Below are 15147 nucleotides of genomic sequence, written 5' to 3' on the forward strand. Positions count from 1 at the left end.
CAAATCCCGTATTCTCCTGCTTTTAGACTAAGCTTGGCTGATAAAACAACTGCAAAAGCCCCTCTTATGAAGCACCTGTTTACCCATTCGGCACGCCGCATTGTTTTGTCCTACGTGATCTTTTCGGCCTGCTGGATTTTGTTCTCCGATCAACTGGTGTTTTGGCTGTTCAAAGACGCCGGCGCGCAACACACCGCGCAGACTTTTAAAGGCTGGTTTTTTATCGCGGTCACTGGCGCCTTGCTCTACGGCCTGCTGCAAAGAACACTGCGCAGTATCGAGCGCATTACCCTGGAGGATTCCCTCTGTCACCTGCCCAATCGCCTGGCGTTTATCAACGAAACCAAAAAACGCTGCGCTCACGAACAGCGCGCCTTTTTCAGTTTGTCGCTGCTGGACGTTGACCACTTTGCCGACATCAATGACTCGCAAGGACACGGCGCCGGCGACCGGGTGATTACCGATCTCGCCGCATGCCTGCAAAGCGCCCTTAAAGAGGGCTGGTATATTGCCCGCCTCGGAGGCGATGAGTTTGGCCTCTTGTCACCACCGGCCAGCACCCAGCGCGAACTGGTGGCCGTGCTCGACGCCCTGCAAACCAGCATTCCGCAAAACTCCAGCCTCTGCCGGCTCACCGTCAGTGCCGGCACGAGTTTTTACCCAGAGCATGGCGACACCTGCCGGGACTTGATGCGCCACGCCGATATGGCACTGTCCTCGGCCAAGCATCAGGGGCGCAACCGTCACTATCTGTTCCACGACCAGCTCAAACAAAATTTGATCGACCGTTTATCCCTGCTGGAGGACTTGCGCGAGGCCTGTAACACGCGTGCCTTTTCACTGGTGTATCAACCCCAGTGGTCTTTGACTCAGCAGTGCTGGATCGGCGCTGAGGTCTTGATACGCTGGCAGCACCCAAAACGCGGCGCCGTGCCGCCCGATCAATTTATCCCACTGGCCGAGCGCGAGGGATTGATTCACCCGATTACCGAATTTGTGCTGGAGCGCGCGCTTAAAGAACTGACCACCGCGGGCATCGGCAGACAACAATTAGCCACACTCAGCCTGAATTTATCGCATACGGTACTCATCAACGAGGCGGTCATGAATCGGCTGCAGGGCAGGGTTCACTCTCATCGGGACGGTCAGCCAGACATTATTATGGAGATTACCGAAACTGCGGCCATGGAAAATTTAGAGGCGACACTCTCTGCCATGGAGTACTGGCGAGCGCAGGGCATGCGCTTTTCCATTGACGATTTTGGCACCGGCTATTCGTCACTCGCCCGTTTGAAACAACTTCCGCTGGCTGAACTGAAAATCGACCGCAGTTTTATTCAGGATTTGCCGGAAGACGTCAATGATGCGGTGATCACCCAGGCCATTCTGGCCATGGCCAAAACCCTATCACTGGATGTGGTTGCCGAGGGCGTCGAGACACCCGAGCAGGCACAGTTTTTAAAGGACAACGGTTGCTCGGTACTGCAGGGCTATTGGCTTGCCCGCCCCGTACCCATCGGTGAGCTGACGCACATTCTTGCACACACTATTGATCTGTAAGGCGTGTTTAAAGCAACCAAATACCCAGCGCCGAAATACACAGCCAGGCCAACAGATTAATCACAAAACCGGCGCGCGCCATGTCGGCCACCGTAATCTTATCGGCACCAAAAACAATCGCATTGGGCGGCGTCGCCACCGGCAGCATAAACGAGCAACTGGCGGCAAGCGCGGCGGGTATCACCAACCCCTGCGGCGGTAGGCCCATCGCCAGAGTCAGTACACCCATCAGCGGTAAAAACACCGCCGTTGTGGCGGTATTGCTGGTGACTTCGGTAAGAAAAATAATCAGGCCCACTACCAGAACAATCAGCAACGCGGCGGGCCAGCGCTCGGCCAACTGCAGCAAGTCGGCCAGCGCCTGTGCCAAACCACTGGTTTGCATCAAGCCGGCAAGAGCCAGGCCGCCACCAAAAAGCAGCAATACACCCCAGGGCAAACGCTGGGTGTCACTCCACTGCATCAACGGCCGACCGGGCTCGGTGCCCGAGGGCAAAATGTGCAAGGCCACGGCAGCGGCCAGCGCAATCGCGGTATCGGACAAGCGGCCACCGGGCAGGTACTCGTTGATCAGTGGCCGAAACACCCAGAGAAAAGCCGTCAGTAAAAACACCAGTGCCACACGCGCCTCGGCTTTGCCCATGGGGCCCAGGCGCTCAAGTTCATCGTGCAAGGTTGTTGAGCGGCCCGCTTGCCGTGCGGCCTCAGGTGTTTGTGCCAAACTGCGGCTGAGCCACAACCAGGTCAGTGCCAACAGCAGCAGGCTCAAGGGCAGCGCCATGGCCATCCAGTTGACAAACCCCAGTGTCAGGCCGTGATGATCTTGCAAGTAGGCGGCCATGAGTGCGTTGGGCGGCGTGCCTATCAGGGTGGCAATGCCGCCGATACTGGCACTGTAGGCAATACCCAAGAGCAGCGCCTTATCAAAGCCTTGGCACTGGGCCGCATCGCGCTCACTGAGAATGGAAAGCGCAATGGGCAATAGCATAATCGCCGTCGCGGTATTACTGACCCACATGCTGAGCAGCGCCGTCGCCAGCATAAACGCCGCCAGCTGCTTTTTGGGACTCTGGCCAAAAAGCACGAGCAATTGCAAGGCCAAACGTCTGTGCAATTGCCAGCGCTCCATCGCCAAGCCCAATACAAAGCCGCCGAAAAACAAAAAAATAATCGGATGCCCATAGTCGGCACCAATTTCGCCTATCGGCGCGATACCCATCAAAGGTGCCAACAACAAAGGCAGCAAAGAGGTCACGGCAAGCGGCAGCGTCTGCCCGATCCAAAAAACCGCCATGGCAATCGCCAAACCCGCCGTATACCACGCAGGATTGCTCAAGCCCGCCGGAGCTGGCACCAAGCTCACCAGCAATAAGCTGGCAACGCCGATCAGACCTGAGCAGGTTTTCGTTGTTATGCGCACAAAGGGCAGCTCTTATGGTTATTAGGGTTCTGGAAAACTGAACCGAAATCATAGCATGGAGTGCTCAGTCTGCCGCAGACTGTCTTTTTTGCTCTAAAGCTCGCACATTCATTTTTTCAAATTCACTGGGCCCCTCCGGTCTGATATCCGCAAATGCCCACACCATACCCCGCAGAAATCCCTCGGAGGTCATGCCCACGTGCCTGAGTCCCTCGACGCTGGCCAGGGATAATGCCAAATCCTGGTAATCCCGGTCCTGCAGCTGTTGCAGATAACGCATTAAGGCATCGACATAGGGCCGGTACTCTTCGGTGCCGTAGGTAATGTAAACATGGGCCGGCAGAACGGAGCTTTTGCGAGCATAAGTATTGTCCAGCTTTGCCAGCACCTCATCGGCCCAGAGCGCCGAGGGCGATATGGCGGCATAGTGGGTGAAGGTGCCGGGTGCTTGATACATCGTATAGAGCGTAAACAGTGCCGCAAGCGAATGGCCGGTCAGTATCCGCCGGGATTGGTCTGTTCGATACTGACGGTCAACGGCCGGTATGACTGAAGTTGATAACAGCTCGAGCAGCACAGGGGCATTCCCGCCCGCCTGAAAACCGGTATCGTAAACAGGGGTTAAATCCCACAGGCGCTTTTCCTCCACGCTTTCTATGCTGTCGGGGTAACCAATACTGACAATGATCAACTCGGGAATCATATTGTCGAATCTGAGGTTGCTGTAAAATCTCTGGACAGGCTCTTTGGTCCAGAAGCCATCGAGAATGTACAGCACCGGATACTTGGCACCAGGGTTTTGATGGTAGGAATCCGGGAGGAGGACTTCTACCTCTAGCGATACCGCCTCCTTTTCAAAATAGAACTGATGTTGTTCGTCATTCGCTTCAGCAAAGCTTGGGCATGCCATTAACATGGCGACTAGAAGAATCACTCGTAACATTGTCATGTCTCGGTTCTCTTTGTCAGAATAAAAAGGACATTCGCGGTTTCAATCTTGCCCGCGAGCACGGCCCAGCATGCGTTTTAGGGTGTCGTCCTTATCCAAAAAGTGATGCTTTAACGCGCCCAACATATGCAGCCCTACAATAACCGCGAGCAGCCACCCCAGAATTTCATGCGCTTGGTCCCCGAAGTTTGACAAGGCCGCGTTGTAGGCCACAGGCTCACCCTCAATGTAATTCGAGGGGATCAACTCCCAACCAAACACAGGGACACCAAAGCCTCCCGCCCCCGAGTACATAAGCCCGGTGATGGGTAGCAAAAACACACCCAGCAACAATGCCCAGTGAACCCACCGTGCGGCCGCCTGTTCAAACCGCGAGTAGCGACCGGCAGGCGTCAGCCAACCGCGCCGCAGGCGATAAACGGCACGAGCCGCCAACAGAAGGAGCAACAACACCCCCAAGGTTTTATGCCAGTCGTACAGGCTCCATACCTCAAAGGTCGCCATATAAAACCCGGTGCACAGCAAGAGCAAAATGCCAATGGCAACCGCCCAGTGAAGCCAGCGTGAGGTGTTTGTCAGTGTGGCGTTGTGATGCATGTTATTTCCTCGTTAATTGATCAGAGACTTGAGCTGGCTGCCGCGATAGACAACCGCACCATTGTCCAGGCTCACTTGATAAGGGGTTGCGTGAATGCTCAAGGCGCGGTGCAGTGTCATATCGGCGTCGACGACGACAGGCATGGTCAGCTGGTGTTTCTGCACAAAAGCCTGAACAGTCATCTCATCGACATAGAGTGTGTTGAACACGGCAACGACATTGTGGGCGTCGCGACGGTATTCACGGGCAAGGCGCGCGATGGTTTCTTCACAGCCGGGAAAATGCGGCATAGGGCAAAGCGCGTCGAGAAAAATAAGGTGCACCGGGCCGCTCGCCAAAGAGATGTTTTCGCCGCTTAGGCTGACCAAACCGGAGGGCAAGGCCGTGCGATTGTCCGCGAAAACCTCACCGCTCAGCAGCAGGCAAATTAGAAGCAATAGTTTCATTATTTTTCTCCCTGCTGCTCTAGATAATCCACGAGCTGTTGATTGTTGCCGCGAAACACGGGCGTTGAATCTTGCACAATCACATGCCCCGGCGTTTGCCAGAGTCCATAGCGGCGCATCAGCGAAAAGTTCTCATCCACCACCAAGGGCCGGTAGGCCGGCATGGCCTGCTGGAACTCGCGCAGCTGCGCATCAGTGACATTGAACCGCGGTTGCACCCAGACAATGCGGTGGCCTTCGCGGTAAGAGGCGGGCAGGCTGGCCACCAGCTTGTCCGGGCCCTCACCGCCGTAAGCGGTCCACAGATCAAAAAACACCAGGTGCACCGGGGTTGAGCCGTCCAGGGAAATGGCCTCACCCGCGAACGTGGTCAGCGGTTGTTCAGCTCTCACCGAAAAGCCCACGCACAGTAAAAGCATCAGCCACTTGTTCATGGGCGCACCTCCTGTGGCTGACGTTGAGACTGGGCCAGTTCAGCCACTTGCCGGTCCAGCTCATCGGTAGCGAGAAAGGTGCGGTACTGCACCCTGCCCTCGGTATCAATCAGTACATGATTGGGCGTGCCCACCACACCGTAGTGCGCAACGATATCGCCATCGGTATCGATAATGGTGGGCAGATTCACGCCCTGCTCGGCGTAAACGCGGCGTATGTTTTCCTCTGAGTCGTTCAGGCCGACGTTCACCATTAGCACCAGCACTTGTTCGCCATAGGCGTCGTAAAGTGACTGGGCGTGAGGCAGCTCGTAGACGCAGTAGCGGCACCAGGTCGCCCAGAATTTGAGGTACACCGGCCGCTTGCCGAACACCTCGGCAAGCGCCACCGGTTCCCCGGATAGGGTGGTGGCGGAAAAGGCCGGCGCGCGTTCGCCAAGGCTCAGAGCGCTGGCCGGGGCCATGAGCAGCGACCAGAGGCCCAGAGCCCCCAGAGCGCGATTGAAGGTGAGAGATACAGGCATAAGGTAAGTCCTCATAGGTTTTGCCAGGCGAGAAAAGCGAGATAGCAGCCGGCCAGAGCCATAAGCAGCGCCATGGCCGATTTGAGAAAGAGCATCCAGGAACCCGAGCGGGGCAGACGGGCCAAAAGCCCGGTAAAGGTGCCGGCAATGATCAACAGGGCGCACATGCCAAAGGCAAAAACGAACATCAGCGAGCCGCCGGCCACCAGCTCGCCGCGCGCGGCCACATACATCAGCAACATGCCCAACACCGGCGAGGTGCATGGGGCCATTACCAACCCGGACAAACCACCGGCAATAAACAGCGATATCGGACCCGTGAAAGTGCCCGTCGGCCCCGGATTCGCGAACCGAGCCGGCAACCTGAGCCAGCCCTGCATCCACGCGGCCATGGCGAAACACAGCGCTGCCGCACAGGCCAGGGTAAACGGATGACTGGCCACCGCACCAAAGAGCTGACCCGAGACCGCCGCCAGCACCCCCAGCAGGGCGTACACCAGCGCGAGCCCCAGGGCATAAAGTGAAGACAAGGAAAACGCGTGAGCCCTGCCCCGTGCCACCCGGCCGACCATGGCGGCACTGACCGGCAACAGCGGATAGACGCAGGGCGTCAGGCTGGTCATCAGGCCGGTGACAAACACCAGCAAAAACAAACCGGCGGAAATCTCGCCAGCGGACAGCGCCAGCTGAATATCCAGCTCCATTGCAATTACCTCAAAAGAGTGAGCGAATGGAGCTGTTATACCCAAAGCCCGGAGGAGGCTTGTCAAATTGCGGTAAAATCGAAGTCAAATCGTACGCATGTGGGATTATTACTGTATTTTCAGAGGGTTATAATGCTTCACCGACCTTATCCAAATCGCGATTTGCTATGACCCTATGGTGTTTTGACAAGTTTGTGTTCGACAGCCGCAGCGGATCGCTGAGCCGCACGGACGAGCCGCCCGTTGTGCTGCGACACAAGCTTGCCCAGCTGCTGGCCTACTTGCTGGAGCACCGCGAGCGCCCGGTGACCAAGGAAGAGCTGCTCGACACCCTCTGGCATCACGGCGACTACCGCGAGCGCTCCCTGACCCAGAGCATCCGCGAATTGCGCCAGGCGCTGGGGGACAGTGCACAGCAACCGGTGTTTATCCGCACCTTTCCCCAGCGCGGCTATCAGTGGATTGCCCCGGCCACCACCGATACCGGCGCAGCCGCAGCCAAAAGCCAGCCAAAAACACGCTGGGCAATGCTCGGGGGCGCCTTGGCGCTGGGTCTCACGCTCGCCCTGGGAGTCTGGCTGCTCAGCACAAATCCGCCAAAAACTCAGGCCGACTCAAGCCCCCCGTCGGTGCTGGTCTTGCCTTTTAGTAACGAGACAGGCGACCCGACGCTCGACTGGCTGCAGCTGGGCTATGCCGACATGCTGGCCCGGACACTGGCGCAGAGCGGCGCCGTGCGCGTCACACCGCCGGGCACCGCCACGGCGCTGCTGGCCTCAAGCGGGCTCGACTGGCCCACACTGCCTACCTATCTGCAAGGGCTGCTGCGCGAGCAGGGCATCGATCAGGCGCTGGTCGCGCGGGTGCGGCTGCACAACCGAAGCCAAGTGCTGGACTTTCAACTGATGAGCGCTGAGGGCGCGGTGCAGCAGGGCTCTATTGCCTACCCGTCGCTCACCGACGCCACCGGGCAAACCGCCTTACAGCTGCTGCACCTCCTGGCGCCCGAGCAGGACAACACCCTGCCGGAGCTGGCCCTGCCGGGCCAATCCCCGGAGGCGGCGCTGGCGCGCCAGGTTCTCGCCGAAGGCATCAGCGCCATGCAGACCCAGGGCGCAGCCCGCGCTGATGAGCTGTTCCAGGCCGCCGATTTGCTGGTCAAAGACGACCCCTGGGTGACCGCCTGCCGCGCCAAATCCCAGTTGCTCACCGGACAATGGCGGGAAGCCACCGCACGCCTCGAGCAGCTGCGCCAACGCGAGGCGCAGCATCCGTCGCTGGCCGCCTTTGTCCACTACTGGTCCGCGCAGTTGGCGTTTCGCCAGGGGGATATGTCCACCAGCCGGAAGCACCTGGACAGCGCCATAGCCGAGGCCGAGCGCCAGCAGAACGTCGAGGTTCTGGCCAACAGCTACCGGCTACAGGCGCAGATCGCCTGGCAAGCCATGGACTGGCAGGCCTTTACCCAGTGGCAGGTAAAGGCGGACAACATCATCCCACCCAATGCCAGCCTGAGCGTTGAGGCAGACCGCTTGTTTTATCTCGGCAATCCCATCAGTCAGGGGCTGGAGAAATTTCCCGGTGAGGACTTGGCAAAAAGCGCCGAGCTCATCAAACGTGCCCACCGCTTTTACAGCGAGCTTGGCCACTTGCCTATGATCGCCGCCAGCGAGCTGGCGCTGGCGCGCAACGAAGCGCTACCGCTGGCCGAACGCACAGCGGTCCTGGAGCAGGCCATCACCCGCTACGCCGAGCTGCGCCAGCCCTATGAGCTTACCCAGGCGCTGATCTACGCGACGTATTTTTATCTACAGCGTCACCAGGGCGAGCTTGCCGAGGCCCGGATTCTCCGCGCCCGCGATACCGCCGCCACATTGAGCGACCACGGCCTCGACCAGGCGATTGTGTTTTACCACGCCTTTGCGCTGCTCGATCAGGGCCTGGACCAACGCCATCGCGGCCTGCACGGGCCCGACACCGAAAAGCTACGCGCGGCGATTGCCCAATTTGATCAATTGTTGCAGTCACAGGAGCCCTCGGTGATGCGCGCCAACGCGCTGGTGTTGCAAGGCTGGGCCTACGCCAATCTCGGCGACGATGAAAAGGCGTTGCACAACCAGCGCCTCGCTATGGCCGCGAGCGAGCATCTGAACCTGGACACCTCATACGGCTACGCCGTCTACTCGGCCATGCGCGTCTATCTCGAACAGGGGGATTTTGACAAGGTGGTGGTTCTGGCCGACAAGCCGGTCACCACCCGTCAACAACTGGCCTATGCCGCGCGGGCCTTTTACGAATTAGGCCAGTTCGATCAGGCGCTGCAAACGCAGCAAAGGCTGCAACAGACATTCGCTAACCAGTGGACCGACGCCGATAGCGAGCGGCTGGAAGACTACCAGCTCGCCGTCCAATCGGGCAGAAGCCGGATTTTGTCTGGCGAGCTGCCCGCCCACGCGATTTACTGCGAGTCCGACTGGTACCTGCAACCGGGCGCCTGAGCGCCGGCGCTCACGGGGATGATGACGTGGGGGTCATCATGGCCTCCAAACCACTGGGGCCGGTGGGCGCTATATCCCCAAACACCCAGCGCAATCCGCGGGTGTAACCCTCGGCCTTCACGCTGGTATGCCGCTCTCCTTCAATGGTTTTGTTCAGCAAAGAAAAATGGCGGTAAGCGCGCGATTGCAGTTGCTGGCCAAACTCGAGGATCGGATCTTTGAAAGGCGCAAACTCATCGCCGCCCTGTGACAAGAACAAGCGCGCCGGCAGTGACTTGTTGGCCTCGGCGTAGTTCGCATCGCGCTGGAAGAGCCAGTTGTCATCCCAGATGACCGCCGGGCTGATGGCGATGTAGCGGCCGAACAACTCGGGCTCCTGGTACATGGCGTAGAGCGTAAACAGGCCGCCGTAGGAGTTGCCACCCAGTGCCCGCTCGCGCGGATTCACCCGGTAGTGCTCGGCCATATACGGCAGCACTTGCTGTTTTATAAACTGCAAGAACTTGGGCGCATCGCCCGAGCCGGGCGCTTCGGCGTTATCTTCCGTGGGAGTCAAATCCCGCGCGCGCAAATTGCCGAAGTTCGGTTGATCGCCGCCGTAGGAAAAACCCACCATAATCAACTCGGGCAGCAGCGCATCCCACACCAGGTTGCCGTAAATCGAGTAGAGCAAGGGCATGTCCCAGTAGGCATCAATGAAGTAGAGCACCGGATATTTTTTGTCCGGGTTGTCGGCGTAGCTCGCGGGCAGCGAAATTACCAATTCATGATGCCTGCCCGTCAGCTCTGAGGGCATGGAAACCACCCGGGTGCTGCTCAACTGAAAACCCGCAGGTTCCGCGATGGCCGACACCGCTATGAACCATAAAGCGAACATCATCAGGGCACTGCCAGGTAAAAGTTTCATGGGTTCTCCCGTTATTATTGTGTATCTTATTCGCTATGCGCATCACACTATTAACCCACAGCACCGAGTTGTCAAAACCCAGTAACACCGGCGCGCTGGTGCTCAATCTTGCCGCGGACTATAGCGTGGATTGCGAAAGGGTTATTTGGCAGCGCAAAGTACCCGATGAGCGTTTGCTGCAATGGATTGAACACTACTCGAGCGGACTGCTCTATCCGCACGAACACGCGCAGCCGCTTAGCCGCGACGCCCTGCCCGAACACTTAGTGCTCATCGACAGCACTTGGCAACAGGCAAGAAAAATTCGCAACCAAAGCGCCTATTTAAAAGCGCTGCCGCACTATCAGTTACCGTCGGGAAAGGCCTCAGAGTATACCCTCAGGCGTAACCAGCGAGAGGGTGGGCTGTGCACCAGCGAGTGCGTGAGCGCCCTGGCCCGGCTCGCTGGATTGGAAGGCTTTGCCAGTGCGCTGGACGACGCCCTGGCAAAGCTGACTAAGGCCGGTTAACGCACGCGAGCCCAGTGTTCAAACTCAACTCTTTTGCCTTCTTCAAAACGCTCGGTGTACCAATTGTCGCCCTCAAGCTTGAAGCTGAAAGTATAACTGCTGCCCTCAGGCAAGGGATAAGACAACAACTCCGGGGTTTCCACGTATTGGTCGCCCTCTTGATTGTAGCGCCCGGTGCTCGCCGCCCAGAACTGGCCATCTTTGTGGGAAATAAAGAAAAAATCGGTATCTGTGAGCACTTTGCGCGAAGAAATCTTGGCTTCATCGTACTTCATAAGATTCCCTTCACCGTCGATAAACTCCCCGGTCACCAATTCCCAGGTACCCGCCAGCGACGGTGTGTCACCGGCATGCGCCACCGACCCGATCAAACAAACAGCGATAAGAAAAAACAGGCGTGAAATAAACGGTTTCATAAAAGTCCCTAATACAATCCAGTGTCCGCGTTGTGCGGAAGGTTATGATCTCATCTATCAGGGCATTGTTATTGTCCAGCTATTCTCGCACAGGCCTATGCCAGCGGCCATAAAAAATGCCGGGCAATGCCCGGCCAAGTGGGGGAAATTTGTAAGGCATTACTAAAGAGTGTTAAGACTGCTGGCGCCGGAGGTATTCACCTGCATTTTCGGGCTGCCTTTGTAGCTCAGGGTGGAGGCGCCACTGACACCGCCCTTGAGCGTCTCGGTGGCGTGCAGTTTCACACCCGATGCACCGCTGGCTTCCACCTTGGCGCTTTGCACCTTAATATCTTCAGCGCTGTAGTGACTGGCGCCCGAGGCCGAGAGCCTCAGACTCTGCGCGCTGCCTTCACCGGTAAAGGTGACATTGGAGGCACCCGAGATACCCACATCCAGGTTATCCACCACCAGGTCACGCGCCTCAAAACGCGCTGCCCCCGAGGCCTCTATGGCCAGGGCATCGATCTGCAAGTGGCCTACACGCACCTCGCTGGCACCGGAAACGTCCACCGACAGAGTATCGCCGGTGATATCACCCGCCTCCATTTTCGCCGCACCGTAAATTCGCAAGCTTTCAATCTGCTCGAGCGAGACCTCTACCTCAACTCTGACGTTGCTGCTGCCACCAAATAGGCGCCAAAAGCTGCGCTCGGGGCTCTCTACCCGAAAACTGTCGCCATCGACATCAATCGCGACATCATCGAGTTCCCCGGCTTTGACCACAACGGTCGCTGTGTTAGCCGACGATTGGCTTAAGCGCACCGACAGATCACCGGCGAACTCCAACCGGCTCACACCGTCAAGGGAAAGGGTTTTGGATGGTTGATCCTCTGCTGTCGCTGTGACAGCGAGCAGGGCACAGAGCCCCGCGACGGCAATGGACTTTAAAGCGTTGATGTTCATGGCGCCCTCCTGCGTCTTGGTTTCTGATAAGACGCAAGACAGGGCGCAAAGGGTTGCAGTGTCAGGCAGATTTTTTATGGCGGGTGGCGGCTTCGAACATCAAATACAGCGGCGTCGCCACTGCCAGCGGTGCCAAGTAGAACACGCAACGGTAGGCAAATAAGCCCGCGAGAATGGTCGTCTTATCCGCCTGACCGGCAAGCAAAGCGACAAACACGGCCTCAAGTACGCCCAGCCCACCGGGAATATGAGTGATTACCCCCGCCAGTGCGCTCACCAGCAAAACGGCAAATACCGTGGGGAAGGCGACATCGTCAGCGAGAAACTGATAGATAACACTCGCCATCAGTGTCCAGTGCGCGCAGGCCACCAGCAGCTGCAAAAGGGCAATGTTCACACGCGGCAGGGTCACGGTCACAGACTTAAACTGATATTCCCGCTTGGTCGCTCGCCAGCACAAGAGTACGTAGGCCGCGACGACCACCAAAAAGACGGCGCCGATGATTTGTAAAGCCAGAGTGCCTACCGCCCAGGAATCCGGTGGATTGATCTGACCGGACACAAACAAGCCGCCCGCCAACAAAATATAACCCAACCAGTTGGTGGCAATGCTGATACCCAGAATGCGCGTGACATCCGAGGCTTTAATACCCAGACGCGAGTAGAGCCGATAGCGAAACGCGACGCCGCCCACTAATGAACTCAAGTTCAGGTTAAAGGCATAACTGAGCCAGGCGGCAAACCATACTTTGATCACACTGACATCCAGCTTTAAAAGATAGCGCCCAAATAAATCGTAGCTGGCGTAAACACAAAAACAGGCAAACCCGAGCGCCAAACCAATAAGCAGGGTGACAGGTGATGTCTGTTTCAGTGTTTCCCAGACCTTGGCCCATTCGATTTCACTGGCCTGATTGACCAGAAGATAGGCCACCAGCGCAAAGAAAATCAGTGTCAGGACTTGCTTTACTCGCGACCAGGGCAGCTTTTCCCGCAGTATTTGCCAGCGCTCGGAGGCGGAATCCTTGGCCGCACTTATCATCGAACTCATGATTGAATCTCCAGGGAGTCATAGTCGGTTTTCTTCACCACACGGCGAGCACCCCTGGATTCAGGATAACGACTGCGCAGTTTGCTGTTTTCGGTTTTACCCTCTTCGGTATCATAGTCGCGCTTCAGCTCACGGATTTTGGGCGTGTGGGCCGGGAACAGACCGTTGATACGCGGAAAATAGCGCAGGGCGTGGTACATAAAGAAATCCTTCGTCAGCAAATACCACGGGCGATGCTTCACCCAGGCGCCCTCAATCTGCTCGCTGTTTTCCAGCAGGGTTTGTATACAGCCCTCTAGCTGTTGGTTAAACGCTCTATCGCGGACAATAACGTTGGCTTCAAGATTAAACGCCAGGCTCAATGGGTCGAGATTACTCGAGCCAATGGTCGCCCACTCGTCGTCAATCACGGCGATCTTGCCGTGCAGTGGCCGCTCGCGGTACTCATACACTTTCACGCAGCTGCGGATCAGCACATCGTAGAGCGTCCGCGCAACGGTCAAGGCAAAGGGAATGTCCGGATCACCCTGGAGGACAATGCGCACATCCACCCCGCGCTTGCAGGCCTGTCTCAGCGCGCGCATAAACCGATAACCGGGGAAGAAATAGGCGTTGGCAATCCAGATGCGATCTTTCGCCTGGCGCATAGCAGCCAGGTACGCCTTTTCGATATTGCTGCGATTTTTCCGGTTGTCGCGCGAGACAAACGCCATGTCCTTATCGCCCGGGTGCGATGGCTTTTTTAAATTGTCGATCAACTCGCCCAGATGTTCATCGCGAGCGTCGCGCACATAACTTTTACACAGCTCGCGAATCTCCGGCACTATGGGGCCTTCAATTTCTATCGCGTAATCGCGCTTGCCCTGGGGTCCGCAAGAGAGCATATGATCGTGACACAAGTTGATCCCACCGATAAACGCATAGCGGCCATCAACCACGGCCAGCTTGCGGTGCAGGCGGCGGAAGAGTTTGGGGCGGCCGTTGTACCATTCCGGCTGCGGGTCATAGATCTGAAAAACCACGCCCGCCTCGGTCAGCTCATCGATATAGTCTTTGGATAAAAAGTGACTGCCCCAGCTGTCGGCGGTCACGCTGATCCACACACCTCGCTTTGCTGCCAGTAACAGTGCGCGCTTGAGCGCGCGGCCGACCCGGTCATCCTCGAGGATAAAGGTTTCCAGAAAAATCTCTTTGCGCGCGTGCTTAATACGGCGCAGCAACTGCGGGAAGAACTCCTCACCGTTTTCCATCAAGTGCAGGCGGTTTCCCTGACTGAATCGACCTTTAAAGTGACGAAATCCGAACATGGTCTACTCCGGTTAAAATTCTACTTCTGCCAGTAGAGGGGCGTGGTCCGACAAGCTGGACCAGGGTTTGCGCGACAACACCAACGGCATATGGGTGCGCGCCGAACGTACGTATATACGATCGAGCCTCAGCATTGGGAAAATCGCCGGAAAGGTGCGCGGCGGTTTGCCGTAGGCCTCGATAAAAATCTCCTGCATGCCCGCCTGACGCGCCAAAATGCCCTGGGACTTTTGTCGCCAGTCGTTAAAGTCGCCGGCGACAATCACCGGCTCGTTGTCCGGTATGGCGTTGACATGCTCGCAAAGCTGCTTGAGCTGCGCCTGGCGATGGGGCTCGCGCAGGCTCAAATGCACGCAAATCGCATGCAAAGGAGGTTTGTCTGGGCCGGTATCGATCTGACAGTGCAGCAAGCCGCGCTTTTCGATACCGCTTAACGAGATGTCCCAGTTGTCCCAGGTGGTGATCGGGTATTTGCTCAACAGCGCATTGCCGTGATGCCCCTCGGGGTAGACGGCGTTGCGACCGTAGGCAAAGTCCTGCCAGATACTGTCGGCGAGAAACTCGTATTGCGGCGACTCCGGCCAGAGCGCCTGATGCTTTTCACCCCAGCGCTGATGCTCACCCAGTACTTCCTGTAAAAACACAATATCGGGCGAAATGAGGCGCACGGCGTCGCGCAGCTCGTGCAACATAAAACGCTGATTAAATGTGGTGAATCCCTTATGGGTATTTACCGTCAATATCTTTAAACAGGTCAAGCCCGCCTCCAATATCGGCAATCTTTACAATAAAATTGCAAGAAGCTCTGCGATTTTCCGTAAAAATACGGCAGCGGAAGAGATACTGCAGGATTAATGCCGGGCCGATCGGCCCGGCGG

The 15147-nt window shown here is 57.4% G+C and carries 16 protein-coding genes; 3 read left to right on the forward strand and 13 right to left on the reverse strand.

The genetic code is table 11. The annotated features are described in order from the left end of the window. Positions 1-66: 66 nt before the first annotated feature. Positions 67-1560, forward strand: coding sequence for a putative bifunctional diguanylate cyclase/phosphodiesterase (locus tag QWI16_RS05165; protein ID WP_302711686.1), 1494 nt, complete (start codon positions 67-69; stop codon positions 1558-1560). A gap of 7 nt (positions 1561-1567) precedes the next feature. Here QWI16_RS05165 and QWI16_RS05170 read toward each other — a convergent pair whose 3' ends face one another. The 7 genes from QWI16_RS05170 to QWI16_RS05200 form a co-directional block, all read right to left on the reverse strand. Then, positions 1568-2980 (reverse strand): SLC13 family permease, encoded by a 1413-nt coding sequence (locus QWI16_RS05170; RefSeq protein WP_302711688.1) that lies wholly within the window; start codon positions 2978-2980, stop codon positions 1568-1570. Positions 2981-3044: 64 nt separating this feature from the next. Continuing rightward, the gene (locus tag QWI16_RS05175; protein ID WP_302711689.1) at positions 3045-3929 is read right to left on the reverse strand and encodes an alpha/beta hydrolase; all 885 of its coding nucleotides are present in this window, start codon (positions 3927-3929) and stop codon (positions 3045-3047) included. Positions 3930-3971: 42 nt separating this feature from the next. Continuing rightward, positions 3972-4526, reverse strand: coding sequence for a cytochrome b (locus tag QWI16_RS05180; protein ID WP_302711690.1), 555 nt, complete (start codon positions 4524-4526; stop codon positions 3972-3974). A 12-nt stretch (positions 4527-4538) separates the two neighbouring features. Then, positions 4539-4973 carry a TlpA disulfide reductase family protein gene (locus QWI16_RS05185; protein ID WP_302711691.1) on the reverse strand — a complete coding sequence of 145 codons (435 nt, stop codon included), beginning with the start codon at positions 4971-4973 and terminating at the stop codon, positions 4539-4541. Next, complete coding sequence (locus QWI16_RS05190) at positions 4973-5407, reverse strand: hypothetical protein (RefSeq protein ID WP_302711692.1); 435 nt, start codon at positions 5405-5407, stop codon at positions 4973-4975. Before QWI16_RS05190 ends, QWI16_RS05185 begins: the two co-directional genes overlap by 1 nt. Beyond that, positions 5404-5931, reverse strand: coding sequence for a TlpA family protein disulfide reductase (locus QWI16_RS05195; RefSeq protein ID WP_302711693.1), 528 nt, complete (start codon positions 5929-5931; stop codon positions 5404-5406). Before QWI16_RS05195 ends, QWI16_RS05190 begins: the two co-directional genes overlap by 4 nt. Before the next feature lie 11 nt (positions 5932-5942). Then, complete coding sequence (locus QWI16_RS05200; protein WP_302711694.1) at positions 5943-6635, reverse strand: cytochrome c biogenesis protein CcdA; 693 nt, start codon at positions 6633-6635, stop codon at positions 5943-5945. A 167-nt stretch (positions 6636-6802) separates the two neighbouring features. On the opposite strand from QWI16_RS05200, the gene QWI16_RS05205 reads away from it, so the two are divergent. Beyond that, positions 6803-9133, forward strand: coding sequence for a winged helix-turn-helix domain-containing protein (locus tag QWI16_RS05205; protein ID WP_302711695.1), 2331 nt, complete (start codon positions 6803-6805; stop codon positions 9131-9133). Positions 9134-9143: 10 nt separating this feature from the next. Here the strand turns inward: QWI16_RS05205 and QWI16_RS05210 are convergent, their stop codons facing one another. Continuing rightward, a complete protein-coding gene (locus tag QWI16_RS05210) occupies positions 9144-10040 on the reverse strand; it encodes an alpha/beta hydrolase (protein ID WP_302711696.1) in 897 nt (298 codons plus the stop codon). A 35-nt stretch (positions 10041-10075) separates the two neighbouring features. On the opposite strand from QWI16_RS05210, the gene QWI16_RS05215 reads away from it, so the two are divergent. After that, entirely contained in the window at positions 10076-10549 is a 474-nt protein-coding gene (locus QWI16_RS05215) for a DTW domain-containing protein (protein WP_302711697.1), read from the forward strand. Here QWI16_RS05215 and QWI16_RS05220 read toward each other — a convergent pair. From QWI16_RS05220 to QWI16_RS05240, 5 genes are all read right to left on the reverse strand, one after another. Then, entirely contained in the window at positions 10546-10965 is a 420-nt protein-coding gene (locus QWI16_RS05220) for a hypothetical protein (protein ID WP_302711698.1), read from the reverse strand. The genes QWI16_RS05215 and QWI16_RS05220 overlap by 4 nt on opposite strands. 162 nt (positions 10966-11127) lie before the next feature. Continuing rightward, positions 11128-11910, reverse strand: a complete 783-nt coding sequence (locus QWI16_RS05225; protein ID WP_302711699.1) for a GIN domain-containing protein — start codon at positions 11908-11910, stop codon at positions 11128-11130. A gap of 61 nt (positions 11911-11971) precedes the next feature. Beyond that, the gene (locus QWI16_RS05230; protein WP_368045278.1) at positions 11972-12961 is read right to left on the reverse strand and encodes a lysylphosphatidylglycerol synthase domain-containing protein; all 990 of its coding nucleotides are present in this window, start codon (positions 12959-12961) and stop codon (positions 11972-11974) included. Next, positions 12958-14268 carry a cardiolipin synthase ClsB gene (clsB, locus tag QWI16_RS05235; protein WP_302711700.1) on the reverse strand — a complete coding sequence of 437 codons (1311 nt, stop codon included), beginning with the start codon at positions 14266-14268 and terminating at the stop codon, positions 12958-12960. The genes QWI16_RS05230 and clsB overlap by 4 nt, the downstream gene beginning before the upstream one ends. Positions 14269-14280: 12 nt before the next feature. Continuing rightward, the gene (locus tag QWI16_RS05240) at positions 14281-15027 is read right to left on the reverse strand and encodes an endonuclease/exonuclease/phosphatase family protein (protein WP_302711701.1); all 747 of its coding nucleotides are present in this window, start codon (positions 15025-15027) and stop codon (positions 14281-14283) included. Positions 15028-15147 lie beyond the last annotated feature (120 nt).

This window comes from Gilvimarinus algae (assembly GCF_030518215.1).
In the GTDB taxonomy this organism is placed as follows: Bacteria; Pseudomonadota; Gammaproteobacteria; order Pseudomonadales; family Cellvibrionaceae; genus Gilvimarinus; species Gilvimarinus algae.

Bases quoted from the DNA above. Each gene is read 5' to 3' on its own strand.
- QWI16_RS05165 (WP_302711686.1), top strand. From the start codon at position 67: ATGAAGCACCTGTTTACCCATTCGGCACGCCGCATTGTTTTGTCCTAC.
- QWI16_RS05175 (WP_302711689.1), bottom strand. From the start codon at position 3,929: ATGACAATGTTACGAGTGATTCTTCTAGTCGCCATGTTAATGGCATGC.
- QWI16_RS05180 (WP_302711690.1), bottom strand. From the start codon at position 4,526: ATGCATCACAACGCCACACTGACAAACACCTCACGCTGGCTTCACTGG.
- QWI16_RS05185 (WP_302711691.1), bottom strand. From the start codon at position 4,973: ATGAAACTATTGCTTCTAATTTGCCTGCTGCTGAGCGGTGAGGTTTTC.
- QWI16_RS05190 (WP_302711692.1), bottom strand. From the start codon at position 5,407: ATGAACAAGTGGCTGATGCTTTTACTGTGCGTGGGCTTTTCGGTGAGA.
- QWI16_RS05195 (WP_302711693.1), bottom strand. From the start codon at position 5,931: ATGCCTGTATCTCTCACCTTCAATCGCGCTCTGGGGGCTCTGGGCCTC.
- QWI16_RS05200 (WP_302711694.1), bottom strand. From the start codon at position 6,635: ATGGAGCTGGATATTCAGCTGGCGCTGTCCGCTGGCGAGATTTCCGCC.
- QWI16_RS05205 (WP_302711695.1), top strand. From the start codon at position 6,803: ATGACCCTATGGTGTTTTGACAAGTTTGTGTTCGACAGCCGCAGCGGA.
- QWI16_RS05210 (WP_302711696.1), bottom strand. From the start codon at position 10,040: ATGAAACTTTTACCTGGCAGTGCCCTGATGATGTTCGCTTTATGGTTC.
- QWI16_RS05215 (WP_302711697.1), top strand. From the start codon at position 10,076: ATGCGCATCACACTATTAACCCACAGCACCGAGTTGTCAAAACCCAGT.
- QWI16_RS05220 (WP_302711698.1), bottom strand. From the start codon at position 10,965: ATGAAACCGTTTATTTCACGCCTGTTTTTTCTTATCGCTGTTTGTTTG.
- QWI16_RS05225 (WP_302711699.1), bottom strand. From the start codon at position 11,910: ATGAACATCAACGCTTTAAAGTCCATTGCCGTCGCGGGGCTCTGTGCC.
- QWI16_RS05230 (WP_368045278.1), bottom strand. From the start codon at position 12,961: ATGAGTTCGATGATAAGTGCGGCCAAGGATTCCGCCTCCGAGCGCTGG.
- clsB (WP_302711700.1), bottom strand. From the start codon at position 14,268: ATGTTCGGATTTCGTCACTTTAAAGGTCGATTCAGTCAGGGAAACCGC.